The sequence below is a fragment of the Pseudomonas sp. Hz4 genome (assembly GCF_054898165.1).
This window is the reverse complement of record NZ_CM142719.1, coordinates 2,646,546-2,672,046: the sequence shown is the minus strand read 5'-3', so window position 1 is coordinate 2,672,046 and position 25,501 is coordinate 2,646,546. Positions and strand designations below refer to the sequence as shown.

Below are 25,501 nucleotides of genomic sequence, written 5' to 3'. Positions count from 1 at the left end.
TCTTCGGTAGCGGCTGCCGACCTAATAACTGCGACTATATTGATCCCAGTTGGCTGATGCAAACAAAATGACTGATGGTTACCATCGATATATTTTTGATTTGTCCTCAGGAAGAGCAATAAATCGTCGCACCAGCACACGACGCTAGAGCAGACGCAGTGAATACGAGATCGAATTCATTGCTCAGCTCACTTCCCGCTGCTAACATTTACGACTACTTTAGTCGGAGATCGATATGTCTCTTTACAGCGCGGGCGTTGAGTACGGCATTCATTGCCTGATTTTTCTGGTGGGAAATTGCGGCGACACCCGTGAGGCGAGCGTGCGCGACCTTGCTGAACTGCAAGGCGTACCTCAGGACTATCTGGCAAAAATCTTCACCAAACTGGCCAAGGCAAAACTGGTGGTCGCCACTGAAGGCGTGCGCGGGGGGTTCAAGCTGGCCCGGCCTTCTGACGAAATCAGTCTTCTGGATATCGTCAATGCCATCGACGGCCAGAAGCTCATCTTCGATTGCCGAGAGATTCGGGGGCGTTGCGCCTTGTTCGAAGGTTCCGCGCCGGCGTGGGCGGTGGCTGATCACTGCTCAGTCCATGCCGCCATGATGGTCGCGCAGAAACGTATGGAAGACGCCCTCGCCCAGCAGACCATTCTTGATCTCGCCAGGAAAGTCGGACGAAAAGCGCCGGCGCAATTCAATGCTCAGGTGGACGACTGGATGAACGAACGTCGGGAAAAGAAAACCAGTGCGAGCACTCAGGCAATCGACGACATCATCCAGGTGACCGAGATCACCGGCTAAACCTTACAGGCAATCACGCACTGCCTTGCGCAGCGCCCCTGATTTCGCCCACGGCGGCCCCTGATAAAGCGACACGTGACTGCCATCCTTCGATTTCACGATATCCACGATCTCGTCGGCCGAAATGATGCTCGGCGCCGTGATCCTGTAGCCGTTGGAAATCGCCGATTGGGTTGTATTGGGTATTTCCTGCTGCCACGCCGGCGCAACACACGCGGCATAGTCTTTTGGCGCCTTGTTGCTGTACTTGCTGACATTGGGCTCACCAGGCACCAAGGACGCGGGCAACGAACAGCCCGCCAGCAACGCCAACCCTGCTCCCCCAATCAACTTGCGCATGACGCTTCCTTATCCGAAAAAGAGAAATGTAGCGCGTCGCTGCCCAGACATCCATCCGCTGAACAGCACTCAGCGAGGCGCGTTGTTATCGCCCGGATCCGGGTATGACCTCTCGTTGAGATAGGTCATCCATCTTTCGTACGCTTCATGTTGCCACTGAGTGACCCGCTCCCATTCCGGGCCGCTCAGCTGATGCGCGGAAATCAGCTTCATCATTTCCGTGGTAGCCGCGTCCATGTCAACCATCAGCTCATGGGCATGAAATCGAAAGTCATCAGTGATCGTCATTTGAAGTGGCCTCGACGTAGCGAAAATTCACTACCTCACTACGACATCAGATTTGCTCATCCGCGTCATTTTCCCGACAGAAGGCTACGCCAACGGCCCGGACGAACAAAACGCCCTGACTTGGGAAATGGGACTAAAATTTCGTAGCAGAGACTTTCAGGAGATCATCATGTGGCTCAACGAATCTGAAAACGAACTTCGGCGTGACCTGCAAGGCCTTGCGTCGGACTTGAGATGGTCATCGGTAGAGCTTTTGCGCATCGCAGAGCAGCTACGCCTGGCTGGCAATGATGTGGATGCGAAAGCAGCCGAAAAGATGTGCGATTTGTTTCAGGGAGATGAAGAACGACTGAAGGGCTATGCCGAGGAAGTGAAAGCCAAGGTTATCACTCGAACGAAAGCTCTTTAGCAGAAGCCATGAAGGAAAGAAAAGCCCCGGCGAACCGGGGCTGCTAGCGCGCTATCAATCTGACTTTTGGCTACGTGCAGGCCGACTTGATCTGGCCTTGTAGCCGGGAAGAGAGGCCGCAAAGGCCAGCGCTTCCTCTCTGCTGCCAAAGGCTCCAAGCCGGTCACCTTTAGTGCACACCCGCCACGGGCCATTGTTCACGCTGAGTACGTCATAACCGTTCATGTGCATTTTGATAAGCATCGGAACGCTCATAGTCATCTCCATTTCGGCAGTGATGATCCTGGATTCACCTGGACACCTTACACCCGACCTTTGTTGAAGTGCCGACCAGACGTCGCGCCGGGATTTCGGCATCCGGTTGCACTTACATCTCGACGATCCCTCCAACCTTTGAGACAGACGTGCTCGACCCGAATATTGCATTTTTATGGCTGTGTTGTGACAAACGGCAATTAGGTAACACATGAAAGTACGCGCGACCGTTATATGCGAGCAGGACCGGCACATTCTCCTGGTGCGCAAGCCAAGGTGTCGCTGGACGCTGCCCGGCGGGAAAGTTGAGCGCGGTGAAACCAATGCTGACGCCGCCACGCGAGAGCTTCAGGAAGAGACAGGGCTAGAGGTCGACGGGTTGCTGTATCTGATGGAGTTGCAAACGGGCAGCACCCGACACCACGTCTACGAAGCCTCAGTGGAGAACCCGGATGAGGCCCGCCCACAAAACGAAATTTTCGATTGCATCTGGTATCCGCTGGACGCGGTACACAACCTGCACACAAGCGACGCTACGCTCAGAATCATCAAGGCGTTTCAGCGTCGCCTGTAAGCTGGTCAGCCTTGGTCGCCGCCACCGACCGGCATGATCATGCCGGTGATATAGGACGCCTCGTCGCTGGCCAGAAACAAAATAGCGCCTGCCTGTTCATCCAGCGTGCCGTAGCGTTTCATCAGACTGCTATCCAGCGTCTGGTCGACAATCTGCTGATACCAGACCTTCTCTTGCGCGCTCTGATCGGCGCTGTTGCGCGGAATCACCCGCGGCGGTGCTTCGGTGCCACCGGGCGCGGTGGCATTGACCCGAACCCCACGACCGGCGGTTTCGAATGCCAGGCAAGCGGTCAGCGCGTTGACCCCACCCTTTGCCGCACCGTACGGCACGCGATTGACACTGCGAGTGGCGATGGACGAAACGTTGACGATGGCGCCGCTGCCCTGTTCAAGCATGAACGGCAGCGCGGCATGACAGCACCACAGCGTCGGCAACAGCGAACGGCGGACTTCAGCCTCGATCTGCTGCGCGTCGTAGTGCTCGAAGGGCTTGGCCCAGATCGTCCCGCCGACATTATTGATCAGAATGTCGAGACGATCGAAACGTTCGACGGTGGTTTGCATCACGCGGCTGCATTCGCTGTATTGCTCAAGATCGGCGGTCAACGCCAGCACCTGGCTCACCACACCCAATTCCTTCTGCACCTCGAATACCAGTTCGGAGCGGTCGACCAGAATCAACCGCGCACCTTCTGCCGCCATGCGTTCAGCAACGCGCCGACCGATGCCTTGAGCGGCGCCGGTAATCAGCGCGACTTTTTCGTGAAATCTGTTCATGTCTCTCTCCCACAACAGTGCGGCTCAGGCCGCGCTGGCGGCAAATTTCTCGTAGTAAAAGTTTGTCGGCGCGATGCCTTTCTCACGGATGAACTGGCTGACGGCTTCGACCATCGGCGGCGGGCCGCACAGGTAGACATCGACGTCGCCATCGTTCAAATGCTGCGGTTCGATGTGTTGGGTCACGTAGCCCTTGAGCGGGTGCTGACTGTCCGGGTTGGCCACGCACGCACTGAAGCTGAAGTTCGGGATTCGTGCGGCAAAGGCTTCGAGTCGATCCAGTTCCACCAGATCGAAATCGTTGGTCACGCCGTAGATCAAATGCAGCGGATGTTCACTGCCCTGCTCGGCGATTTTTTCCAGCATCGCCGTGAACGGTGCCAGCCCCGTACCACCGGCCAGCAGCAACAGCGGACGACGGATATCGCGCAGATAGAAACTGCCCAACGGCCCGGCCAGGCTCATGCTGTCGCCGGCCTTGGCCATGCCGGTAAGGAAGCTGCTCATCAAGCCGCCGGGCACGTTGCGGATCAGGAAACTGACCTCGCCGTCGCGCTGCAACGAGCTGAACGAATAAGCGCGGGTCTGCTCGCTGCCGGGAATCGCGAGGTTCACGTATTGCCCCGGCAGGAACGCCAGTCTGCTCAGGGCTTCGCCCTTGATCGACAACGCGATGGTGCTGTCGGACAGCTGGCGCACGGCGCTGATGGTGGCGTCATAGCTGGCCTGACGGGTACGGCAAACCTGCGAGGAGGTCGGCACGCGAATCACGCAATCGCTCTGGGCGCGCATCTGGCAGGTCAAGACGAACCCTTGCTCGGCTTCTTCCGAGCTGAGGGCATCTTCGATGTACTCCTCGCCCAAATCATATCGGCCGGCCTCGGCGAAGCATTTGCAGGTACCGCAGGCGCCATCGCGGCAGTCCAGCGGAATATTGATGCCCTGGCGGTACGCGGCATCGGCCACGGTTTCGCCGGCGTTGGCGTCGATGAACCGGGTGACGCCGTCTTCGAAATTGAATGCAATGGAATGAGTCATGACGGCCGCCTCAGAGGTGGTAGACATCGATGACCTGACGAACGTAATCGTTCTTCAGGATCACTTTCTTGGCCAAGATCTGCGTGTTTTCACCGCGCACATCGAGGGTGTAGAAACTGCTGCCGAAATAGCTGTCGACGGTTTTGTAGCGAAAGCTCAGGGTGTGCCAGTTGAAACGCACCTTGCACAGTCCGTCGGCCTGCTCGAGCAGCTCGATGTTGCTGATGTTGTGCGAGGTGCGGGTGTCTGGAATGCTCGCACTGGAGCGTTCGGTCTTGATGCGGAAGACGCGGTCTTCCAGACCGGTGCGGTTGCCGTACCAGATCAGCGAGATTTCCCGTTGTGGGTCTTCGGTCAGCTCGTCGTTGTCGTCCCAGGACGGCATCCAGAACGTCGCGTCAGGGGCGTACAACTCCAGCCATTCGTCCCATTGCCGGTCATCGAGGTAGCGCGCTTCGCGGTAGAGAAATTCGCACACGGCGTCATAGGTGATGGTCATTGCACGGCCTCCACAGGAATCAGTTCCGACTGCTCTGCGGCCAAGGCCTTGAGCATGGTCTGCTGCCAATACTTGTGTTGCAGCACGAACAGGCCTTCGTCTTCGGTGCGCACGCCGCTGAGCAACGGATGCAGGTCGATTTCTTTAGCCGCTTCATCGGCGCCTTCGACCCAGTGCTCGGCGCCACGGGACATGTCGTTCCAGGCGGTCACGCTGCCCTGGTAACTGGTTTGGCAGGAGCGAAACTCTTCCAGATCGTCCGGAGTGGCCATGCCGCTGACGTTGAAGAAGTCCTCGTACTGACGAATCCGACTCGAACGTGCGGTGTCGCTTTCACCTTTGGGGGCGATGCAGTAAATGGTGATTTCCGTGCGGTCGACCGAGATCGGCCGAGCGATACGGATCTGCGAACTGAACTGGTCCATGAGGTACACGTTCGGGTACAGGCACAGGTTGCGCGAGTTCTCGATCATCCAGTCGGCGCGAGCCTTGCCAAAATCCTGAGCCAATTCATCGCGACGCTCGTACAGCGGACGATCCTCGGGGTTGGACCAGCGGGTCCAGAGCAGCATGTGGCCCTTGTCGAACGAGTAGAAACCCCCGCCCTGCTTGGCCCAACTGCCGGCACTCATGGTCGGATTGCAATCGCCGGCCTCGCGCTGCTTGCGCTGGTTCTGGGTGGCCGCGTAGTTCCAGTGCACGGAGCTGACGTGATAGCCGTCGGCGCCGTTTTCGGCCGTGAGTTTCCAGTTGCCTTCGTAGATGTAGCTGGAGGAACCGCGCAGCACTTCCAGGCCATCGGCGGACTGGTCGACGATCATGTCGATGATCTTTGCCGACTCGCCCAGGTGTTCAACCAACGACACGACGTCAGCCTTAAGGCTGCCAAACAGGAAGCCACGATAGGATTCGAAACGCGCGACTTTGGTCAGGTCGTGGGAGCCTTCGCAGTTGAAGCTCGCCGGGTAGCCCGCTTCGGCTGGATCCTTGACCTTGAGCAGCTTGCCGGAGTTGTTGAAGGTCCAACCATGGAATGGGCAGGTGTACGAGCTTTTGTTGCCGGACTTGTGCCGGCACAGCGTCGCGCCACGATGGCTGCAGGCGTTGAGGAACGCATTGAGCTCACCGTCCTTGTTGCGCGCAATGAAGATCGACTGGCGCCCCATGGTGGTGGTGTAGAAGTCGTTTTTGTTGGGGATCTGGCTTTCGTGGGCCAGGTACAGCCAGTTGCCTTCGAAGATGTGCTGCATCTCGAGATCGAACAGCCGCGGGTCGGTGAACATCTCGCGCTTGCAGCGATAGATGCCCTGTTCTTTGTCATCTTCGAGCAGGGAGTGAAGGTATTCGGGTCGCAGGGTCATGGCCGCCGCCTCCATTGTTTTTATTCAGGCAGGGCCATGCTAGAACGGGGGGGTGTGGCGGACTATCCGATGGGTGCAGACCTGTATCCGTTTTGTGCAAAGTGGTCGGAGTCAGGTTTCCCGAAATACCTGTCAATCAAGACTCGGAACCTGTGGGAGCGGGCTTGCTCGCGATATAGGTAGTCCGTTCCTTTCTCTTCCATACTGATATTCGCTGGAAGTCGGTTGTCGGCGAGGAAGGAACATGCACCTGCGGGCTACGAATATGCTCGCGCAGCACTCGATGATTACGCTTTCACCTTCGAGTCCACAGGTGCGCTTGCGCCCTCTAACGAATTCTCAGGGAAAGCCCGACACGGCTCTCTATATCGCCTTCGCTGGACGCAAGCATGCATGTCCCTGCATGTACTTTAGCGTCTGTGGAGGTGTTCCATGCAAACGCTCCTGTCTCAGAGTTTCACTGCTTATATCGGAATTGATTGGGCAGACGCCAAGCACGACATCTGTTTGCAGATAGCTGGAGAGGCTCAGCGGAGTTTCGAGGTCATCGACCACAAGCCCGAGTCGATTGATCGCTGGGCCAGGTCGCTGCATCAACGTTACGGTGGCCCGATCGCGATCGCCGTGGAGTTGAACAAAGGCCCACTGATAGCGGCTCTGCAAAAATATGAGTTTTTTTGTATCTTTCCGATCAATCCGAGCACCTTGGCCCGGCACCGTAAAACCTTCGTCCCCAGTGGCGCCAAGGATGATCCAACGGATGCTCAATGGGCGCTTGAGCTGTTGCTGAATCATCCCGAACGGTTTCCTCAACTGGTCCAGCAAAGCTCCGCCATGCGTTCGCTCGCCAGCCTGACCGAACATCGCCGCGGGTTGGTCGATGACCGGGTCAAGATCAGCAATCGTCTGGTCTGCATGCTCAAACAGTATTACCCGTTGGCTCTTGAGCTGTTTCATGACCATGACACGCTGGTTTTCTGTGAGTTTTTGGCGCGCTGGTCGACATTTGAAGTGCTTAAGCACGCTCGGCCAGCCAGCGTTTTGAAGTTCCTTCACGCGCATAATGTTCGCCATGCTGAGCTCAATCAGCGGCGTTTGGCATTGATCGCCAAAGCCATGCCGTTGACTGAAGATCCAGGCGTGGTCAGTCCTTCAGCGCTGTATGTGCTGGCCCTGGTCTCGCAACTGAAAGGGGTTATCACGGCGATCAAAGACTTTGATCGGGAGATCGAAAAAACTGCCAACACCCTGGCCGACTACCGACTCTTCAAGGCCTTGCCCGGCGCGGGGCAGCAGCTTGCCCCACGGTTGATGGTCGCCTTTGGTGAGTAGCGTGATCGCTTCAAGGATGCCAGTGCTGTGCAGCGATATGCCGGAATTGCCCCGGTCACCGAACGCAGTGGCAAGAAAAAAGTCGTCCACTGGCGCTATCAATGCGCAACTTTTTTGCGCCAGACCTTTGTTGAGTGGGCTGCCCACAGCATCAATCAATCGGTGTGGGCAGAGGCGTATTATCGCCAGCAAAGGGCCAAAGGCAGCTCTTACCAAGCAGCCCTCAGGGCCCTGGCGTTCAAGTGGATCCGGATCGTTTATCGGTGCTGGAAGAGCAGCACCGTGTACGACGAAAAGGTTTATTTACAAGCCTTGCTCCGGCACGGCTCACGGTTGACCAGCGAGCTGGACACAGCAAAACCGCGTTGACGGAAAGGCTCAGGGCGTGAAGGCGGTGTGTCAGGCAAGATCAATGTCGACTGAAACTCCCTCTTCGCGAGCAAGCCCGCTCCCACAGGAGTTTCATCGTTCAATGCTTTAACTGACGGGCATCTAATTGTCGCGGCGCTTGAGGGTGTCCGACGGTAATTCGCCAAACTGTTTGCGGTAGCTGTCGGAGAACCGGCCCAGGTGCAGGAAGCCGTAATCCATCGCCACTTCCGTGACGTTGCGCACGTTACAGGTCGGGTCGCTCAGGCAGGCGTTGATGCGCTCAAGGCGTTTTTGCCGGATGTAGCTTTTAGGCGTGGTACCGGCATTGCGTTCGAACAATCCATACAACGAGCGCAGGCTCATCCGCGCCTGGCGTGCCAGTTCTTCGCTGTCGATGTCCTGTTTGAGGTGGCCTGCGATGTAGTCGGCAATCACCTCGAACGTAGCCGTCTGTGAGCCGAGACTGATTCGGCTGACATTGGTCTTCATCAGGCTGAGCATCTTGCTGACGATGATCTGTGCGTAATGCTCCTGCACCTTGGGAATTTGCTCGGTGGCCTCGGCCTCCTGGCACATCATCGCCAACAGACCGACAAAGCCTTCCAGCTCATCGAGCTGATAACGGTTTTCCAGAAACCGCACGCCCTGCCCCGGATACCGCCAGCGCTGCTCATCGCACACGGACTCCAGCAACGGGGTGGGGACTTTGAGGATGAATTTTTCGCAATCGTCAGAGTAGGTCAGGTCCACCGGATCGTCGGGATTGATCAACAGCAACTCGCCGGGCGCGAAGTAGTGTTCCTGGCCGTGGCCGCGCCACAGACAGTTGCCGCGCAGCAAGACTTGCAGGTGATAGATGCTTTCCAGAGCACCGGAGGTGACCCGTACGCTGCCGCCATAGCTGATGCGGCACAGGTCAAGGCTGGCAAATTTGCGGTGACTGAGGCTGGCCAGCGGTCGCCCGGCCCGGGGCATCAGAATGCAATGGTTACCGACATGCTGATTGACGTAGCCCGACACCGCGTAAGGATCGGCGTGGTCGAATACGGTGCTGCGCTGACTCAACAGTTGCGCTTGCATCATCGGGTCATTCTCATTGTTGTTATAGGTTGCGTCGGGTCATTGCAGGGCAGTGGTCGAAACACAGAAGGCCACGAGATAAACCGTCGTTTCTCGTGGCCCGGTCCCGCTGTCCGAGGATATCAGTCCTCGAGCGCGCGGACCCGCTCGTGACGTTGCTGCTCGTCGGGTTGCGCGGAGGTCTGCAAGGTGAAATCGAAGTCGATTTCGGCAAAACAACCGCTCACACCATGGGCCGCCGCACGCGCTTGATCGTCGCTGAAGGTGATTCTCGCGATCAGCTCATCCCGTGTGGCATAGGCGAAATCGTCGTGCAGGTATTGATCGCCATCGAGGTTGATCTGGGTGGTCAGGTGACGATGATCCGGTGCCGAGATGAAGAAGTGCACGTGCGCCGGACGCTGGCCATGACGGCCCAGTTGATCAAGCAGTTGCTGGGTCGGACCGTTTGGCGGACAGCCATAGCCCGACGGCACGATGCTGCGAAAGCGGTAACGACCTTCGGCATCGGTGACGATACGGCGACGCAGGTTGAATTCCGACTGGGTGGTATCAAAGTAGGAGTAAGTGCCGCCCGTGTTGGCGTGCCAGACATCCACCACCGCGCCGGCCAACGGTTCGCCGGCGGTATTCTTGACCTGGCCCTGCATGAACAGCACCACACCCGGATCGACACCGTCATCCAGTCGCGCCTCGCCCTCCGACAGTGGCGCGCCCGCGACATACAACGGGCCTTCAATCGTCCGTGGCGTGCCGCCGGCCTTGCCGGCCTGCTCGTCTTCGGCGTCCATCAGCAGGTCGAGGTAATGTTCCAGGCCGAGCCCGGCCACCACCAATCCAGCCTCTTGACGCGCACCCAGCACGTTGAGGTAATTGACGGCTTTCCAGAACTCTTCCGGGGTGACGGCCAAGTCTTCGATGATGTTCACCGAATCACGCAGGATGCGGTAAACCAGGGCCTTGACCCGCGGGTCGCCGGCGTCGTTGAGCAGACCACTGGCCTCTTCGAGAAACTTCTGGACACTGGCAGTGTGGGAAATCTTGACGTTCATTTTGGTGGGTTCCTCATCTTGTCATTATTAGCGTAGCGAACCGAACAGGCGGGTTCAGCGGTCATCCTCGCGAATGGAAGAAGGATGCCGGCACATCGCGTCGACCTCGATCGCCATGTACGGAAACAGCGGTAATTGCATGAGCAAATCGTGCAGTTCCTGAACGCTGTCGACGTCGAAAACGCTGTAATTGGCATAGTGCCCGGCGATGCGCCACAGGTGACGCCACTTGCCTTGCTCTTGCAGACGCTGGGCCAGGGCTTTCTCGTCGGTCTTAAGCTTCGTGGCCGTTTCCGGGCTCATGTCGACCGGCAGATTCACGGTCATTTTTACGTGGAATAGCATGATGCTCTCCTCAGGCTTGATGAACGGAAGTGGATGGCTTGTGGCGACGGAAAAACGCCAGGCGCTCTTCATCCAGGCTCAAACCCAGGCCCGGTGTTTTCGGAACGTGCAGCTCAAAATCGCGATAGACCAGCGGCTCGCTGAGAATGTCTTCAGTCAGCAGCAACGGGCCGAACAGCTCGGTATCCCACGCCAGTTTATTCAGCGTGATAAAGGCATGGGCCGAGGCCAGTGTGCCGATACCACCTTCAAGCATGGTGCCGCCGTACAACCCGATACCGGCGGCTTCGGCGATGGCAGCGGTTCGCAGCACGGCGCGCGGGCCGCCGTTCTTGGCGATCTTCAGGGCAAACACCGAGGCAGCGCCCTCCCGTGCCAGGTTGAAGGCATCTTCCACGCATTCGATGGATTCGTCGGCCATGATCGGCGCCGGGCTCATCGCATTCAGGCGCACCATGCCGGCGCGATTATTGCGCGAGATCGGCTGTTCGATCAGGTCGATGCCATTGGTTCCGAGGATCCGGCAGGCGCGCAGCGCGACCGCTTCGTCCCAGGCTTGATTGACATCGACCCGCACGCTGGCGCGATCGCCCAGGGCTTTCTTGATTGCAATAACGTGGGCCAGGTCGCGGTTGACCTCACCCGCACCGATTTTCAATTTGAAGATCCGATGGCGGCGCAGGTCGAGCATTTTTTCCGCTTCGGCGATGTCCTTGTCGGTGTCGCCACTGGCCAGGGTCCACGCCACCGGCAAGGCATCGCGAACGCGACCGCCCAGCAGCTCGCTGACCGGCAACCCAAGGCGTTTGCCCTGAGCGTCGAGCAAGGCGGTTTCGATACCTGATTTAGCGAATGTGTTGCCACGGATGCTGCGCTCAAGGCGCAACATCGCGGCATTCACATTGGCGCTGTCCTGGCCCAGCAGCAGCGGCGCAAAGTGTCGGTCGATGTTGGTCTTGATGCTGTCAGGGCTTTCGTTGCCGTATGCCAGGCCACCGATGGTGGTGGATTCGCCGATACCCTCGATGCCATCGGCACAGCGCACACGAATGATCACCAGCGTCTGGTTCTGCATGGTGTGCATCGCCAGCTTGTGCGGACGGATGGTCGGCAGATCGACGATGATCGTCTCGATCGATTCAATGGCTGCTGCAAGCATGTCGATACCCGTCAGGTTCTTGGAGTTCTGGAACCGATTCTCGTACGGCTTTTTTCCGGAAGCCAATATAGAATTGGTCTGACTTGATACCTTTAAGGTATGCAAACGACTTGTGTCTGGAGGTTCCATGGAACTGCGTCACCTGCGTTATTTTCAGGTGTTGGCTCAAACCCTCAATTTCACCCGTGCCGCCGAGCGCCTGCACATTGCCCAACCGCCCCTGAGCCGGCAGATGCAGCAACTGGAGGATGAACTCGGGGTGTTGTTGCTGGAACGCGGGCGGCCGCTGAAGCTGACCGACGCCGGTCGGTTTTTCCATGAACACTCCACCGCGCTGCTCGAGCAACTGAGCAAGGTGTGCGACAACACGCGACGGATCGGTCTGGGAGAAAAGACCTGGCTGGGCATCGGTTTCGCACCGTCGACGCTCTACGGCGTGCTACCGGAACTGATTCGCCGTTTGCGCAGCGGCGAGCCCCTGGAACTTGAACTGGGGCTCTCGGAAATGACTACGCTGCAGCAAGTTCAGGCGCTCAAGGCCGGGCGTATCGATATCGGTTTCGGCCGAATCCGCATCGACGACCCGGCCATCATCCAGACGGTTTTATCCGAAGATCGGCTGGTCGCCGCGCTGCCCGCTGGCCACCCATTACTGGCTGGCCCGATCAGCCTTCGCGACCTGGCGAAAGAACCTTTTGTGCTGTACCCCGGCAACCCGCGCCCCAGCTACGCCGACCATGTCATCGCGTTGTTTGAATCCTACGGCGTGAGCATCCATGTGGCGCAATGGACCAACGAACTGCAAACAGCCATCGGCCTTGTGGGGGCGGGAATCGGGGTGACCCTGGTGCCGGCCTCGGTGCAATTGCTGCACCGCGACGACATTGGTTTCACGCCGCTGCTGGAAGACAACGCGACCTCGCCGATTATTCTCAGCCGGCGCGTGGGCGACGTTTCACCGGGGTTGAATCATTGCTTGCAGATAATTGATGAGCTGCTGCCGCGGGACTAGCCGGCAAACGCCCGGCGCCCGGCACGCATTTCAGTGCGCAACTCGCCAATCAGGTTGGAGATAGCGCGAACGGTGGTCAGCTGTGCTGGCGATACTCCGGTGATCAACAGATCAATTCGCCCGATGGCGGGTTCGTAGACCTTGATCCGTAACGTTCCGTCGGGGTTCACCGTGCAAGCACAGGACAGCGGTTGAAAACCGCACTCAACAATGCGGCAAAGCTCAGGAACTGAAACCATATCTGGCGCCTCCGTGGCCGTTAATCGGATCCAACTTTTTCAGCATAGATGCACATTTCCCATCCTGCGCCCGCCAATGCTCAAAATATGTGTTAACTGTTTCTCACTTAGGAGCCCTCTCAGTGAGAATCCCCCTCCCAGATCCAGTTCCAGATCCCCGGCAATTTAACCGCCTCTGAACCGTCGCGGACGGTGCGCGCCATGGCCGCGCGTTGCAGCGCTGCCGTGTCGTCATAAAAAGGTCTCTGAGCTGTTTTCAGACCGGTGGCGTTCGCACTGTCGAGGAGGATTTGCAGGTACTCCCGCGTGTGCCGGGCGGTGTAGCGATTGAGGTCGTGAAAGGTCACCACCACCGGGATCACCCCATCCACCACCGGTAACTCTCCAAGGGCGATGCGCTCGCGCACTTCGGACATGGAGCGCAGCATATGGGCCCGCCGCCGGGGGCTGGCGTTGAAACCCCAGATCTTCCCGTCATTGGCGCTCAAATCGGTCAGCAGCACCTGCATGCCATGTTGCTGATAGGCCGCGAAGGTGCGTTTGTCGTAGCTCCAGAACGGCGGGCGCACCAGCGTCGGCGGCGCGCCGGTGATCGCGGCGATGTCGGCGCTGCCGCGGGTGAGGGACTGCTCCAGTGCGTGCGGGTCCAGGGAGCGATGATTGGAGTGCCCGGGCGTGGCTGTGTGAAAGCCCAGGATCTGACCTTCGACTTGTTCGCGGTGCATGACCTGGCGCCCTATTTCACTGCCACCGGCTCGTGAGGCGCGGGTCTGCACGAAAAACACTGCTTTGAGGTTCGGCTGCACCGGGTTAGTGGCCAGACTGTCGAGCACCGTCATCGTCGGGTTCCAGAAACTCGATGCGCTGGGACCGTCGTCAAAGGTCAGCAGAAAACGGATCGGTGGTTGCGCACTCAGACTCTGTTCAGTCTGCGGCGTCATTTCAATGGGAGAAGCAATGCACCCGACCAGCCCTGTGGTGATGACGAGTGCAGATAGAACCTTGAACAGCTGTTTCATGTTTTGCCTTGGGCCAGAGCGCGATGGTCAACACGTCAAAGGGCAAAAATCCTTCGCCCATTTATCCTTCGTCGACCCGCCTGTCGCTGCGGGCCGAGGTTGGATAAGGGTACACAGTGTTTGGTTCCAGTGCTGCCCGGCATCGTGGGAAACGCCTGCTGAAACGAGCTGTCGATAATTGGCGCCGTCGCCAGCGCTGCCGGCAGCGCTTTTACCTTGAACAGGAACGTGACCGGCGAGACCCGCTGCTGGTGCGCCTCAAGGCCTTGTCGTTGACCGAGTTGCAGCGCGCCCATGTGATCTGAGCAACTAAGCTGAAATCTCCAGTCAGCGCTCTTCAATCAGAGCGCTTCAATCAGGGCTCTTCAATCACAGGATCAGCCTATGTGCGGACGCCTGTCGCAGTACCGTGGCATTCACGATTTTGTCGCGGCCCTGAGCATCCCCGACGCGTTGACCAACCACGTCGGTGATGAACCGCTGGCCCGCTACAACGCGGCGCCCACCACGCAACTCGCCCTCCTGCACCTGGAGAGCAACGGCCTGCACGCCGATTTCCAGCGCTGGGGATGGCGGCCACACTGGGCGAAGGATCGTGCGGCACCGACCAATGCGCGTGTCGAAAAAGTCGCCCACGGCGCGTTCTTCCGGGCGATCTGGCCACACCGCGCTATTGTGCCGATCGACAACTGGTTTGAATGGGTCGACGCCGGGGATTCGACGAGGCAACCGTGGCTAATCCGCCGACGGGACCGGGCGCCGATTTTATGCGCGGCAATCGGACAGTTTCCCGACGCGAGGGGTGGGCCGCGGGCCGACGACGGTTTTGTGATCATCACCGCCGACAGCATGGGCGGCATGCTCGACATTCATGACCGGCGCCCCGTGGTGTTGTCTGCGCAACTGGCGCGGGAATGGCTTGACTCGGCCACCCCCAAAGAACGCGCTGAACACATGGCGCTGTTGCAGGGTGAAGTCAGCGAGGTTTTCGAGTGGCACAAGGTGGACAAAGCGGTTGGAAATTCAAAAAATCAAGCCGCGGCACTGATTGATGAAACACCCTGAGCGTATCAACTCGGACATAAATGCAGAAATAAGTATCAGTCGTAAATACATATTGAACAATTGATCGTTACACCTGTTGTCTCACCGAAGATTAACGTGCCTATGTTTGGCGATTAAACTTGGCCACCGCCTGTCTGACACTTCGATACATTTAGAACAACTATGGATAGCATGCGCGCCGCGTTTCCCTCGGCACCGCCCAATTGACCAAAGAGTCAATAAACCCAGGAAATCCCTACAACAACAAGCCTTGCAGAGAATTAAATTGCGCGACGATTTTTCAATTAATCAAGTCGGTGGTCTGGCGTGTGTTTATCTTTCGAAGACAGAACACTGCCCGCTCGACTGTTTTATCGGGCAATACATAAAGACCCGCAACCTGGGTTCAACCCCCACCATCAACCACCTCCTTCGTTCAACCCTCGAAATCTATCCGGGTAAACCTCCGGTCATGGTCAACGAGCTGAACGCCTGGATCGACAGGACCTTGGGTTTTCGGGCCTTCCACCCGGATTTTCTGCAGCTGGAAGACGTTTGAAACAACACTATGTCTACTCAGCCAAAGTACAGAACGAACCCGACATCCAACCACTCTCAATAACAGAGGCTCGGCCCAAGGAGGAATACATGAGCAAACTCGTCCCCTATGCCGTGCACTCTATGTTCGACGGCGTTCGTCGGCACTTTTTCAAACTGGCCGAACAGTTTTCGGATGTCGAGGAGATACATTCCGCCTCCGCCCATGCTTATCCCGACTCTGGTCTTCAAATCGCTGCACACGCCAACCTCGAAACCGCGCGTATCGAAGCGCAGTAATTGGGCAATTACGCACATTCGCTGGAACGAGGCGATCTGAATTAAATAATCGCCGAAAGAAAAGCCCCGCTTGATAGCGTAATGCTGTTCACTTAAGGTTGGGGTACATATCCGTTTCTGCGGTAACGGCGGCTAGCGGTTTCGCTCTTACAGCGAGTCACTTTGAAAAGCCCAAAGTAACCAAACGCTTTTGCCCCGCCATTCGGTGCCTCGCTTAGACTCGGCATGCCCTCACTCCGGCATTGCTCCGGGGGCCCGCCGCCATCGGCCATCCATGGCCGGGGGCGGCTACCGCGGCATCCTTGCCGCGGTGCCCCCTGCGCAACGCCTGCGTTCGGCCTCTGGGAAAGGGGCGGCAGATCTGAAGCCAAAGCAAAGCAACAGCAACGGCAAGATCAAAAGATCGCAGCCTCGCTTCGCTCGACAGTTCCTACAGGGAATGCGTTCACTTGAAGCCAGGCCGGCCGGTAGGCCGCCTCGCGTTGGTTTTTGCGGTGCACGCCCCCTCGAGAGGCCGAGTGGAGGCCCTGCGCAGTGGGCAACCCGGCATGGATGCCGGGTTAGCCACCCCCGGCCATGGATGGCCGATGGCGGCGGGCCCACGGAGCAGGACCGGAGGGAGGGGATGCCGAGCCTAGGCGAGGCACCGAACGAAAGGGGCAAGAGCCCTTGGTTACTTGGGGTTGGGCGGCATTCCGTATTTCCAAGTGACCTGCTGTAAGAGCAGAACCATAAGCCGCCGTTACGCAGAAACGGATATGCACACGATCAACAAAAGACAGGTCGACCGCTTCGCTTTTGCTTTTGATCCACCGCCCCCTCGCTACGCATGTGTGTGTGCTTGGAAACACCGAGCTTAAGTGAACAGCAGTACGCTTGATAGCGGGGCTTCTTTGCATGTGCAAATCGGTCAAGGCCTCAGCGGACGCTCCTGGTCGCGATCTGACAGCTCTTTACCGTCGTCGGGGTGCTTCCAGTCTGGCGTCGAACGCCGCTGCCGCTTGAGCTCATCTTCCGTGGGTTCATCCAGCTCTTCATCCGGGTCCGGTCGCTTTGGATCATTTGCCATGCTCACCTCTCTTCCTGAAGGAATCTCCTTTTAGCGTAGAACAGTTTCGACGGGAACGATTTAGAGCCACCAGCGCAGCAAAAAGAAAAACCCCATGCTCAATACCATGCTGAGCAAGGTATTGCGGGTATAGAGCACCAGCCCCACCGCGACCAGCGAACTGATCAGGTACGGGTTGTCCCACTGCAGATTCAGCTGCTTGTCGGGCATGAACACGATCGGCCCACAGATCGCGGTCAGCATGCCCGGTACCGCAAAACCCAGGAACTGCCGCGCATTACTGCTCAAGCGCACGGGCAACCGAGGCTCCAGAAACACATAGCGGTTCAGGAAAACCAGTATCCCCATGCCGACAATAACCGCCCAGACCATCATGTGCGTCCACCGTAGAATTTGTTGCAGATAAAGCCTGCGGTCATGCCCGCCAACCCCGACAGCACCAGTGCCGAGCCCCATTGCCAGTAGCTGAACAGCACCGAGCAGAACAGCGACACCGCCACGCACACCACGGTCGGCACGTTTCGCACCACCGGGGTGATCAAGGCGATAAAAGTCGCCGCGATGGAGAAGTCCAGCCCCAGATGTTCCAGCCCCGGAATGCTGCTGCCCAGCACGATGCCGGCCAGAGTGAAGAGGTTCCAGGCGATGTAAAAAGTCAGGCCGACACCCAACGCGTACCAGCGGTTGAACTGTTGTTTGTCATGCTGACTGGTCAGGGCAAACAGCTCGTCAGTGAGCAAAAAGCCCAACCCCACACGCCAGCGACCCGGCAACGGCGAAATCATCGGACGCAGGCTCATGCCGTACAGCAAATGCTGGGACGTCAGCAGCAGCGTGGTCAGCAGAATAGAAAAGATCCCGGCACCGCCCTTGAGCATGCCGATAGCCACCAGTTGCGCCGCCCCGGCAAACACGATGCTCGACAAACCCTGGCCTTGCAGGGGCGTGAGATTGGCCTCGATGGCCATGGAGCCGGCCAGCAGTCCCCAAGGCGCGGTCGCCAGGGACAACGGCATGATCGCCGTAGCGCCGCGAAGAAAGGCACTGCGCGGCATGAGTGAATTGGACATAACGCTCTACAACCAGGGAAAGACCTCAGACTGTGCCAGCAGTCGCGGCCGAAGGCTTGAACAATCTTGCGCACTGCTGAGAACTTGTGCCATTCATCGACTGCACGGCTGATTCGCCAAGCACAACGCAAGGATGCGTGCGGAGTTGGCTGACTTTCGCGATTGATGAAGGGCCGCTCGCAGCGCGGAGCCGCAAACAATCGATAGAGCACGAGCAACCCGCCCGAGTACCATGGAGCGATTCCCATAACGCGTCAGGGAGTCGACATGCTGTACCGAATCGCCGCCGACGGGCTGGTGCTGTTTCATCTGTTGTTCATTCTGTTCGTGCTGTTCGGCGGGCTGCTGGTGCTCAAATGGCGCCCACTGATCTGGTGGCACCTGCCCGTGGCTGCGTGGGGCGTATCGGTGGAAGTCTTCCACCTGACCTGCCCGCTGACCGAGTGGGAAAACCTGATGCGTCACGCGGCCGGGCAAACCGGCTATGGCGGCGGTTTCATCGAACATTACGTGTGGCCGGTCATTTACCCGGCGGGCCTGACGCCAGCGATTCAGCTGGGACTGGGCAGCGTGGTGCTGGCGATCAACGTGCTGGTCTATCTTCGGGTGATCAAGCTGTGGCAGCGCCCAACGGGCGCGTAGCTGCCGCCGCGTTCGGACAATCTTTTGATCTTTTCCGCTCAAGGATTCCCCTGTGACCGGTTTGTTTGAATTCAGTTGGCAATGACGCTCATGTTCCGGCCGCTGGCCTTGGCCACGTAAAGCGCCTTGTCGGCGGTCCCCACCAAGTCATCGGGCTGGGCCTGGGACGCCGGATCGTAAGCGGCGACGCCCAGGCTGACCGTCACCGTGCCTTCAGCCCCTTCACGGTGCTCGATGCCTGCCTGCTGAACCGCGCGACGGATTTTTTCCGCCACCATAAACGCCCCCACATAGTCGGTCCCGGGCAGTACCACCGCAAACTCTTCGCCGCCATAGCGCGCAGCCAGGTCGCCGGGGCGCTTCATGTTGTCCCTGATGATCGTACTGATGTTGCGCAAACACTCATCGCCGGCCACATGGCCGTAAAGATCGTTAAAGCTCTTGAAGTGATCGACATCGATCATCAGCAGCGCGAGGTGGGTCTGGTTGCGCCTGGCGCGGCCCATTTCGGCAAGGATGAAATGATCGAATTGACGCCGGTTGGAAAGCCCGGTCAGTGCATCCTCCAGGGCCAGCATCTCAAGACTGCGATTGACCTCGAGTAGTTTTTCCTGCGCATCCAGCAATACGTTCTGCACGTGATTCTGCTGCATCATGAGGCGAATGAGGCGATAACCGAGTACGCCCAGAAACCCTAGGAATAACGAGACGATCCCGGAACTTAGCAGTACCTCCTTACGCCAGGCTGCCAGGACTTCATCTTTATTCAGCGCAGCAAAGATGATCAGCGGATAACCGTCGACCCTGCGAAATCCGACCACACGCTCGACGCCATCCACATAGGAGGGGACCGTTGCCGTGCCTGAATTGCCCTTGGGCAACAGTTGCGTAAACAGCGGCCCCTTGGCGACGCTGATGCCGATTTCAGCTTCTTTAAACGGCCGGCGAACGACGATGGTGGCGTCGTCGGCGATCAGGTTGATCACGCCGTTACCGCCCATGTCGATGCTGTTGTAGAGCGCAAGGAAGTGGCTGAGATAGAGGGTCGCCAGCGCCACCCCGGCAAAGCTGCCATCCGGATGATTGATCCGGCGGGAAACCGTCATGATCCATTCACCGCTCGAACGGCTCTTGATCGACGGGCCAATGTGGGGCCCTCGATCGGGATGATCACGATGGAAGATGAAATATTCACGGTCGGCATTGTTCGCATCGGGCACGACGGCACCATTGGAATTGACAACCCAGCGACCTTTTTCGTCATACACGAACAAGCCATGGAGTTGGCCCAACTCCCTGCGCTGGGCCCTGAGCAATCGCTCCAGCCCGGGCAGCCGGGCCTGGTCGAAACCGTCGTTTTCGAGGCGATCCACCAGGGTAAACAGCAGCGTATCGGCTTGTTTGATCGACGCCTGCGCTTGCGAGGCCAGGGTCTGCGCAAGGTTGGACATCGCCACTTCCTTGTCATGCAGATGGTACTGGCGCGAGTTCCAGGCCTCCCAAATAACGATAGCCGTCATGGACAGGCACACCGCAATCAGGAGAAACACCGCAGAGCGAACCTTGAGCGTTACCCCGACCTGCTCGGCTACCAAGGGCATGCCGTGGCGGGCTTGTTCAATTCGATCTTTAACGGACGGATGACCCATGACGCTCCCTGGTTTCTGACCACATGGCGAATCCCGCTCGCCCTTTTTTTGACCCCAGGCGGGTATGAGCCGCCTGGTGGCAGGCGACTATGCCTCATCAAACACCCGGTAGGGTGATCTGCGCGAGAAGTATTCGTACGGTTAAGCAAGAGCAGTCGCACGGCCCGCCGCCTTCCACGCCCAAAACGTGGGTGCGGATTTCGCCCGCACCCTTGTTTTTACTTCGAGGCCTGCTTCACGGCCTCGATCCAGGCGGGATTCAATTGCGTCTGATCAGTCTCGATGCCCAGCGCTTCCATCCGCACCTTGTGCTGATCCATCTCGCGGGTCAATTGGCTGTGATCACTGGAGTTGCCGTCCAACTCATGCATCTGGTTCAACCCCAGATGATAGAAACGCAGCAGCTTCATCGCGGTCGGATCGCCGGCCTCCACCGCCGCCGTCACTTGATGCATGACGTTGGTGATGCTCATCAAACTGCGCTTGAGCCGCCAGCCGTAAACCGCCGGGGCCATCCATGGCTGGGTCCAGAACGTGCCGCGCATCAGCGCCGCCATCAGTAGCACCGCCACAAACACGCCACCGACGTTAAAGCGCAGATTGTCGCCGCCGGGCTCACCGAACAGCGTCACCGCCACGGTAGAGAGCACCATCGCCAGGGCCAGGAAAATCAGAGCTATGATTACTGTGCTGCGTCGCGTCTGGCTTCGATAGCGTTCGGGGTTCTGCGGCTGTATTTCGAACATCGCGACGTGTTTCCTTGAGGGCATGGGTAAAAAGACTGCGGGGCATTATCGCCTCTGCAGGGGATTTAGCTATGCTGGGGCTCCTTTTCATCTTTTTCATCGTCAAACGGGGAAATGGCGATACAGCGCAGTTCGTGCCATCTTCTTTCATGGATACATACCATTCGGATGCCAGTTGCCTGTATGAATGGCATCGTTTTAAGGACCATTGAATGACCCAACGACAAGTAATCAACGCCTCGGTCAGCCCTAAAGGCAGCCTGGAAACCCTTTCTCAACGTGAAGTACAGCAACTGAGCGAAGCCGGATCCGGCAGCACTTACACCTTATTCCGCCAGTGCGCCCTGGCCATCCTCAATACCGGCGCCCATGTTGATAACGCCAAAACCATCCTCGAAGCCTACAAGGACTTCGAAATCCGCATTCACCAGCAGGATCGCGGCGTACGTCTCGAACTGCTGAACGCCCCGGCCGACGCCTTCGTCGATGGCGAAATGATCGCCAGCACCCGCGAAATGCTCTTCAGCGCCCTGCGCGACATCGTCTACACCGAAAACGAACTCGACGCCCAACGCATCGACCTGAGCACCTCCCAGGGCATCAGCGACTACGTGTTCCACCTGCTGCGCAACGCCCGTACCCTGCGCCCCGGCGTCGAGCCGAAGATCGTGGTGTGCTGGGGCGGCCACTCGATCAACACCGAAGAATACAAATACACCAAAAAAGTCGGCCACGAACTGGGCCTGCGCAGCCTCGACATCTGCACCGGTTGCGGCCCCGGCGTGATGAAAGGCCCGATGAAAGGCGCGACCATCGCCCACGCCAAGCAGCGCATCCACGGCGGCCGCTACCTCGGCTTGACCGAGCCAGGCATCATCGCCGCCGAAGCGCCCAACCCGATCGTCAACGAACTGGTGATCCTGCCGGACATCGAGAAACGTCTGGAAGCCTTCGTCCGCGTGGGCCACGGCATCATCATTTTCCCGGGCGGCGCCGGCACGGCCGAAGAGTTCCTGTACCTGCTCGGCATCCTGATGCACCCGGACAATGCAGGCGTGCCCTTCCCCGTGGTCCTCACCGGACCGAAACATGCCGCGCCGTATCTGGAGCAACTGGACGCGTTTGTCGGCGCCACCTTGGGTGAAGCGGCAAAACAACATTACGAGATCATCATCGACGACCCGGTTGAAGTCGCGCGTCAAATGACTCAAGGCCTCAAAGCGGTCAAACAGTTCCGCCGCGAGCGCAACGACGCATTCCATTTCAACTGGCTGCTGAAGATAGACGAAGGCTTCCAGCGCCCGTTCGATCCCACCCACGAAAACATGGCCAACCTGAAACTGAGCCGCAACCTGCCGGCCCACGAACTGGCCGCCAACCTGCGCCGTGCGTTCTCCGGCATCGTCGCCGGCAACGTCAAGGACAAGGGCATCCGCCTGATCGAAGAGCACGGGCCGTATCAGATCCGTGGTGATGCAGCCGTCATGCAACCGCTGGATCAACTGCTCAAAGCCTTCGTCGCCCAGCACCGGATGAAACTGCCCGGTGGCGCGGCGTATGTGCCGTGTTATCAGGTGGTTGCGTAGCTCGGCTAAAGATCGTTCCCACGCTCCCGCGTGGGAATGCTAAACGGACGCTCTGCGTACGGCGACGAAGGGACGCGGAGCGTCCCGGGCTGCATTCCCACGCAGAGCGTGGGAACGATCAGCAATGTTAACTGTAACGAGAATTTTTGATGCGCCAACGCAACGCCTCCCGACTCCTCGTGATCAATCCCGCCCGTCAGGTCTTGCTGTTTCGCTTCCAGCACAAGGGCGATGCCCTGGACGGACGCGACTATTGGGCTACGCCGGGTGGCGGGCTTGAGGAAGGTGAAACCTTTGAAGCCGCCGCCATACGCGAACTGCATGAAGAAACCGGACTGCACGTCGACACCGTGGACACTAGCGTGGCAGAGCGCAGTTTTTCGATGATGTTGCCCAGCGGCGAAACCGTCTTGTCCGTGGAACGCTACTTCGTCGTCCGCGCCGACGGTGAACGGCTGACGCGTGATGGCTGGACTGCCGATGAAGCCCGGGTGATGACTGAACACAAATGGTGGTCAGTCGCCGAGCTAAAAGGTACCGCTGAAACAGTCTGGCCAGAAAACCTGATCCAAATGATGGAGCAGTCCTGACCAGTGCCAGATGAATAACAAAAATCTAATAAAGATCGCTCCCACGCTCCCACGCTCCCGCGTGGGAACGATCATGCCTAAAGCACACTATTCGCGGCACTAATGCTCAGAGGTGATCCGCGTCGATTACTGCCTTGGCAAAGGCCTGCGGATCTTCCTGCGGCAAATTGTGGCCGATGCCGCCGTTGATGAGGCGGTACTCGTATTTGCCGGTGAAGCGCTTGACATAATCCTCGGCAGCCGGATGCGGCGCTCCGTTGGCGTCACCTTCCATCGTGATGGTCGGCACCGTTATGACCGGAGCCTTTGCCAGCCGCTGCTCCAGCGCTTCGTATTGAGGTTCGCCCTGAATCATGCCCAACCGCCAGCGATAGTTGAAAATCGTGATAGCCACATGGTCCGGGTTGTCCAGGGCCGCAGCGCTGCGGTCGAAAGTAGCGTCGTCAAAGCTCCATTTCGGGGAGGCCAGCTCCCAGATCAACTTGGCGAAGTCGTGGCGGTTTTTTTCGTAACCGGCCTGGCCGCGTTCGGTAGCGAAGTAGAACTGGTACCACCATTGCAGCTCGGCCTTGGGCGGCAACGGGTTTTTGCCTGCGGCCTGATTGCCGATGAGGTAGCCGCTGACGGAGACCAGTGCCTCTACCCGATCCGGCCAGAGTGCCGAGACGATGCCCGCCGAGCGCGCGCCCCAATCGTAACCGCCGAGCACCGCTTTTTTGATCTTGAGCGCATCCATAAAGTCGATGACGTCACTGGCCAGCGCGGCGGGCTGGCCGTTGCGAACAGTCTTGTCGGACAGGAAATGCGTGTCGCCGTAGCCCCGTGCATACGGGATCAGCACCCGGTAACCCTTGGCCGCCAACAAGGGCGCCACTTCGCTATAGCTGTGAATGTCGTAGGGCCAACCGTGCAGAAGAATCACCACCGGACCCTCGGCGGGGCCGACTTCGGCGTAAGCCACATTCAGCAACCCGGCGTTGACATGCTTCAGCGGGCCGAACGAGTCCGCCTTCAGGGTGCCGGCGCTGGCCACCACTGGCTCTGGCGTCGCAGTTTGCGCATTGGCAGCACCCAGGGCAGCCAACTGCATCAGCGCGAAAGCGAGGACCGACGGGCCAAAGAAACGACGACGTGCGTCGTTTTTTTTGCTCAACAGCTTCATCTTCATGGTGATGTAGACGCTGCAACGGACCGCGAAGAAGCTGGCGGCAATCAGTGTGTTCCAGTTCATGGTGGTTTCCTCAGGGTTGCAAAGGGCGGTGGCGGCGAGGCAAGTTGTCTTGTCTCGATTGAACCCATTTAACCGGCCCGAGGTATCTGCCATGTGTCGTAAAACCAGGCGTATTAAGGCGTAAGGTGTCACAAAGGGCGCCAGATACAGCGCAATACAAAGCCTTATGGGCAGGTGCGCCGTGGCTCCCTGGAATGCGCAACGTGAGAAAAACAAGAGGGGTTAAGCGATGGAACATATGAACCACATCCTGGTCGTCGACGACGACCGGGAGATTCGTGAACTGGTCGGCAATTACCTGAAGAAAAACGGCCTGCGCACGACGGTGGTCGCCGATGGCCGGCAGATGCGCAGTTTTCTGGAAACCAATCAGGTGGACCTGATCGTGCTGGACATCATGATGCCCGGCGATGACGGCCTGCTGCTGTGCCGCGAATTGCGCTCGGGCAAACACAAAGCCACACCGATCCTGATGCTCACCGCACGCAATGACGAAGCCGATCGCATCCTCGGCCTGGAGATGGGCGCCGACGACTACCTGACCAAACCCTTCGCCGCCCGCGAGTTGCTGGCGCGGATCAACGCCGTATTGCGCCGTACGCGGATGCTGCCGCCCAATCTGCTGATCACCGAAAGCGGCCGGTTGCTGAGTTTCGGCCGCTGGCGCCTGGACACCACCGCCCGCCATTTGCTCGACGAAGACGGCACGATGGTTGCCCTCAGTGGCGGCGAATACCGCCTGCTGCGCGTGTTCCTCGATCATCCGCAACGGGTGCTCAGCCGAGACCAGTTGCTCAACCTGACCCAAGGCCGCGACGCTGACCTCTTCGACCGCTCGATTGATTTGCTGGTGAGCCGACTGCGCCAGCGATTGATGGATGACTCGCGCGAGTCGACCTACATCAAAACCGTGCGCAGCGAAGGTTACGCGTTCTCCTACCCGGTGGAATTGCTCGGCGCAGAATCATGAAGCTTTCCCCAGCAGAACCTGAGGAGCGCTTTTCATAGGGTTTTGTATCCCTCTGTATAAGAACCCGCGACAGATACGCAGACACCGATTTCGGCTTGTTCGAGCACACATCA

The 25,501-nt window shown here is 58.5% G+C and carries 30 protein-coding genes and 2 pseudogenes; 13 read left to right on the top strand and 19 right to left on the bottom strand.

Annotated elements, in window-relative coordinates:
• Nucleotides 1-235 precede the first annotated feature (235 nt).
• Complete coding sequence (locus ACYZTR_RS12275) at nucleotides 236-802, top strand: RrF2 family transcriptional regulator (protein ID WP_461979125.1); 567 nt, start codon at nucleotides 236-238, stop codon at nucleotides 800-802.
• A gap of 3 nt (nucleotides 803-805) precedes the next feature.
• Here the strand turns inward: ACYZTR_RS12275 and ACYZTR_RS12270 are convergent, their stop codons facing one another.
• Both ACYZTR_RS12270 and ACYZTR_RS12265 read right to left on the bottom strand, forming a co-directional pair.
• Nucleotides 806-1,141, bottom strand: a complete 336-nt coding sequence (locus ACYZTR_RS12270) for a hypothetical protein (protein WP_461979123.1) — start codon at nucleotides 1,139-1,141, stop codon at nucleotides 806-808.
• A 69-nt stretch (nucleotides 1,142-1,210) separates the two neighbouring features.
• A complete protein-coding gene (locus tag ACYZTR_RS12265) occupies nucleotides 1,211-1,429 on the bottom strand; it encodes a hypothetical protein (protein WP_461979121.1) in 219 nt (72 codons plus the stop codon).
• 169 nt (nucleotides 1,430-1,598) lie between these two features.
• On the opposite strand from ACYZTR_RS12265, the gene ACYZTR_RS12260 reads away from it, so the two are divergent.
• Nucleotides 1,599-1,838, top strand: coding sequence for a hypothetical protein (locus ACYZTR_RS12260; protein ID WP_461979684.1), 240 nt, complete (start codon nucleotides 1,599-1,601; stop codon nucleotides 1,836-1,838).
• A gap of 54 nt (nucleotides 1,839-1,892) precedes the next feature.
• Here the strand turns inward: ACYZTR_RS12260 and ACYZTR_RS12255 are convergent, their stop codons facing one another.
• Complete coding sequence (locus ACYZTR_RS12255) at nucleotides 1,893-2,093, bottom strand: DUF2188 domain-containing protein (RefSeq protein WP_461979119.1); 201 nt, start codon at nucleotides 2,091-2,093, stop codon at nucleotides 1,893-1,895.
• A 211-nt stretch (nucleotides 2,094-2,304) separates the two neighbouring features.
• On the opposite strand from ACYZTR_RS12255, the gene ACYZTR_RS12250 reads away from it, so the two are divergent.
• Nucleotides 2,305-2,667, top strand: a complete 363-nt coding sequence (locus ACYZTR_RS12250) for an NUDIX hydrolase (RefSeq protein WP_461979117.1) — start codon at nucleotides 2,305-2,307, stop codon at nucleotides 2,665-2,667.
• Nucleotides 2,668-2,672: 5 nt separating this feature from the next.
• Here the strand turns inward: ACYZTR_RS12250 and ACYZTR_RS12245 are convergent, their stop codons facing one another.
• From ACYZTR_RS12245 to benA, 4 genes are read right to left on the bottom strand one after another with little or no spacing between them, the layout of a single operon-like run.
• Nucleotides 2,673-3,446: a 1,6-dihydroxycyclohexa-2,4-diene-1-carboxylate dehydrogenase gene (locus ACYZTR_RS12245; RefSeq protein WP_461979115.1), complete on the bottom strand. Its 774-nt coding sequence runs from the start codon at nucleotides 3,444-3,446 to the stop codon at nucleotides 2,673-2,675.
• 24 nt (nucleotides 3,447-3,470) lie between these two features.
• Nucleotides 3,471-4,484, bottom strand: coding sequence for a benzoate 1,2-dioxygenase electron transfer component BenC (gene benC / locus ACYZTR_RS12240; RefSeq protein WP_461979113.1), 1,014 nt, complete (start codon nucleotides 4,482-4,484; stop codon nucleotides 3,471-3,473).
• Between the two features lie 10 nt (nucleotides 4,485-4,494).
• Nucleotides 4,495-4,983, bottom strand: a complete 489-nt coding sequence (gene benB / locus ACYZTR_RS12235; protein WP_461979111.1) for a benzoate 1,2-dioxygenase small subunit — start codon at nucleotides 4,981-4,983, stop codon at nucleotides 4,495-4,497.
• Nucleotides 4,980-6,344 (bottom strand): benzoate 1,2-dioxygenase large subunit, encoded by a 1,365-nt coding sequence (gene benA / locus ACYZTR_RS12230; RefSeq protein ID WP_461979109.1) that lies wholly within the window; start codon nucleotides 6,342-6,344, stop codon nucleotides 4,980-4,982. The genes benB and benA overlap by 4 nt, the downstream gene beginning before the upstream one ends.
• A gap of 432 nt (nucleotides 6,345-6,776) precedes the next feature.
• Between benA and ACYZTR_RS12225 the strand changes: the two are divergent.
• Nucleotides 6,777-8,045: pseudogene (locus tag ACYZTR_RS12225) on the top strand (IS110 family RNA-guided transposase).
• A gap of 123 nt (nucleotides 8,046-8,168) precedes the next feature.
• Here the strand turns inward: ACYZTR_RS12225 and ACYZTR_RS12220 are convergent.
• From ACYZTR_RS12220 to ACYZTR_RS12205, 4 genes are all read right to left on the bottom strand, one after another.
• A complete protein-coding gene (locus ACYZTR_RS12220; RefSeq protein ID WP_461979107.1) occupies nucleotides 8,169-9,131 on the bottom strand; it encodes an AraC family transcriptional regulator in 963 nt (320 codons plus the stop codon).
• Nucleotides 9,132-9,250: 119 nt separating this feature from the next.
• The gene (catA, locus tag ACYZTR_RS12215; RefSeq protein ID WP_461979105.1) at nucleotides 9,251-10,180 is read right to left on the bottom strand and encodes a catechol 1,2-dioxygenase; all 930 of its coding nucleotides are present in this window, start codon (nucleotides 10,178-10,180) and stop codon (nucleotides 9,251-9,253) included.
• Between the two features lie 54 nt (nucleotides 10,181-10,234).
• The gene (catC, locus tag ACYZTR_RS12210) at nucleotides 10,235-10,525 is read right to left on the bottom strand and encodes a muconolactone Delta-isomerase (RefSeq protein WP_461979103.1); all 291 of its coding nucleotides are present in this window, start codon (nucleotides 10,523-10,525) and stop codon (nucleotides 10,235-10,237) included.
• 10 nt (nucleotides 10,526-10,535) lie between these two features.
• The gene (locus ACYZTR_RS12205) at nucleotides 10,536-11,684 is read right to left on the bottom strand and encodes a muconate cycloisomerase family protein (RefSeq protein ID WP_461979101.1); all 1,149 of its coding nucleotides are present in this window, start codon (nucleotides 11,682-11,684) and stop codon (nucleotides 10,536-10,538) included.
• Between the two features lie 127 nt (nucleotides 11,685-11,811).
• Here ACYZTR_RS12205 and ACYZTR_RS12200 point away from each other — a divergent pair, with 127 nt between their 5' ends.
• Entirely contained in the window at nucleotides 11,812-12,696 is an 885-nt protein-coding gene (locus ACYZTR_RS12200; protein WP_461979099.1) for a LysR family transcriptional regulator, read from the top strand.
• Here ACYZTR_RS12200 and ACYZTR_RS12195 read toward each other — a convergent pair.
• Complete coding sequence (locus tag ACYZTR_RS12195; RefSeq protein WP_461979097.1) at nucleotides 12,693-12,935, bottom strand: DUF1652 domain-containing protein; 243 nt, start codon at nucleotides 12,933-12,935, stop codon at nucleotides 12,693-12,695. The two genes, ACYZTR_RS12200 and ACYZTR_RS12195, sit on opposite strands and share 4 nt — an antisense overlap.
• Nucleotides 12,936-13,054: 119 nt before the next feature.
• Nucleotides 13,055-13,954 carry a polysaccharide deacetylase family protein gene (locus ACYZTR_RS12190; RefSeq protein ID WP_461979095.1) on the bottom strand — a complete coding sequence of 300 codons (900 nt, stop codon included), beginning with the start codon at nucleotides 13,952-13,954 and terminating at the stop codon, nucleotides 13,055-13,057.
• A 215-nt stretch (nucleotides 13,955-14,169) separates the two neighbouring features.
• Between ACYZTR_RS12190 and ACYZTR_RS12185 the strand changes: the two are divergent.
• From ACYZTR_RS12185 to ACYZTR_RS12170, 4 genes and pseudogenes are all read left to right on the top strand, one after another.
• A pseudogene (locus ACYZTR_RS12185) lies at nucleotides 14,170-14,259 on the top strand (ABC transporter ATP-binding protein); the annotation flags it as partial.
• 79 nt (nucleotides 14,260-14,338) lie between these two features.
• On the top strand, nucleotides 14,339-15,019 hold the full coding sequence (locus ACYZTR_RS12180) for an SOS response-associated peptidase family protein (protein ID WP_461979093.1): 681 nt from the start codon (nucleotides 14,339-14,341) through the stop codon (nucleotides 15,017-15,019).
• Between the two features lie 265 nt (nucleotides 15,020-15,284).
• Nucleotides 15,285-15,557, top strand: coding sequence for a hypothetical protein (locus tag ACYZTR_RS12175; RefSeq protein WP_461979091.1), 273 nt, complete (start codon nucleotides 15,285-15,287; stop codon nucleotides 15,555-15,557).
• An 89-nt stretch (nucleotides 15,558-15,646) separates the two neighbouring features.
• Nucleotides 15,647-15,835: a DUF6555 family protein gene (locus ACYZTR_RS12170; protein WP_461979089.1), complete on the top strand. Its 189-nt coding sequence runs from the start codon at nucleotides 15,647-15,649 to the stop codon at nucleotides 15,833-15,835.
• A gap of 910 nt (nucleotides 15,836-16,745) precedes the next feature.
• On the opposite strand, the gene ACYZTR_RS12165 is transcribed toward ACYZTR_RS12170, so the two are convergent.
• From ACYZTR_RS12165 to ACYZTR_RS12155, 3 genes are read right to left on the bottom strand one after another with little or no spacing between them, the layout of a single operon-like run.
• Nucleotides 16,746-16,904 carry a hypothetical protein gene (locus ACYZTR_RS12165; RefSeq protein WP_461979088.1) on the bottom strand — a complete coding sequence of 53 codons (159 nt, stop codon included), beginning with the start codon at nucleotides 16,902-16,904 and terminating at the stop codon, nucleotides 16,746-16,748.
• Nucleotides 16,905-16,964: 60 nt separating this feature from the next.
• Entirely contained in the window at nucleotides 16,965-17,276 is a 312-nt protein-coding gene (locus ACYZTR_RS12160; protein WP_282377912.1) for an AzlD domain-containing protein, read from the bottom strand.
• Entirely contained in the window at nucleotides 17,276-17,974 is a 699-nt protein-coding gene (locus ACYZTR_RS12155) for an AzlC family ABC transporter permease (RefSeq protein ID WP_461979086.1), read from the bottom strand. Before ACYZTR_RS12155 ends, ACYZTR_RS12160 begins: the two co-directional genes overlap by 1 nt.
• 267 nt (nucleotides 17,975-18,241) lie before the next feature.
• On the opposite strand from ACYZTR_RS12155, the gene ACYZTR_RS12150 reads away from it, so the two are divergent.
• Nucleotides 18,242-18,616, top strand: a complete 375-nt coding sequence (locus ACYZTR_RS12150; RefSeq protein WP_461979084.1) for a DUF2784 domain-containing protein — start codon at nucleotides 18,242-18,244, stop codon at nucleotides 18,614-18,616.
• 71 nt (nucleotides 18,617-18,687) lie between these two features.
• Here the strand turns inward: ACYZTR_RS12150 and ACYZTR_RS12145 are convergent, their stop codons facing one another.
• Both ACYZTR_RS12145 and ACYZTR_RS12140 read right to left on the bottom strand, forming a co-directional pair.
• On the bottom strand, nucleotides 18,688-20,265 hold the full coding sequence (locus ACYZTR_RS12145) for a sensor domain-containing diguanylate cyclase (RefSeq protein ID WP_461979082.1): 1,578 nt from the start codon (nucleotides 20,263-20,265) through the stop codon (nucleotides 18,688-18,690).
• A 218-nt stretch (nucleotides 20,266-20,483) separates the two neighbouring features.
• A complete protein-coding gene (locus ACYZTR_RS12140; protein ID WP_461979080.1) occupies nucleotides 20,484-21,011 on the bottom strand; it encodes a DUF3087 domain-containing protein in 528 nt (175 codons plus the stop codon).
• A gap of 212 nt (nucleotides 21,012-21,223) precedes the next feature.
• Between ACYZTR_RS12140 and ppnN the strand changes: the two genes are divergently transcribed.
• Together ppnN and ACYZTR_RS12130 are read left to right on the top strand one after the other, a co-directional pair.
• Nucleotides 21,224-22,597 carry a nucleotide 5'-monophosphate nucleosidase PpnN gene (gene ppnN / locus ACYZTR_RS12135; protein ID WP_282377853.1) on the top strand — a complete coding sequence of 458 codons (1,374 nt, stop codon included), beginning with the start codon at nucleotides 21,224-21,226 and terminating at the stop codon, nucleotides 22,595-22,597.
• 149 nt (nucleotides 22,598-22,746) lie between these two features.
• Entirely contained in the window at nucleotides 22,747-23,187 is a 441-nt protein-coding gene (locus ACYZTR_RS12130; RefSeq protein WP_461979078.1) for an NUDIX hydrolase, read from the top strand.
• Between the two features lie 106 nt (nucleotides 23,188-23,293).
• Here the strand turns inward: ACYZTR_RS12130 and ACYZTR_RS12125 are convergent, their stop codons facing one another.
• Nucleotides 23,294-24,355, bottom strand: a complete 1,062-nt coding sequence (locus ACYZTR_RS12125; protein ID WP_461979682.1) for an alpha/beta fold hydrolase — start codon at nucleotides 24,353-24,355, stop codon at nucleotides 23,294-23,296.
• A 292-nt stretch (nucleotides 24,356-24,647) separates the two neighbouring features.
• Between ACYZTR_RS12125 and ACYZTR_RS12120 the strand changes: the two genes are divergently transcribed.
• Nucleotides 24,648-25,388, top strand: coding sequence for a response regulator (locus ACYZTR_RS12120; RefSeq protein ID WP_461979076.1), 741 nt, complete (start codon nucleotides 24,648-24,650; stop codon nucleotides 25,386-25,388).
• Nucleotides 25,389-25,501: the final 113 nt, after the last annotated feature.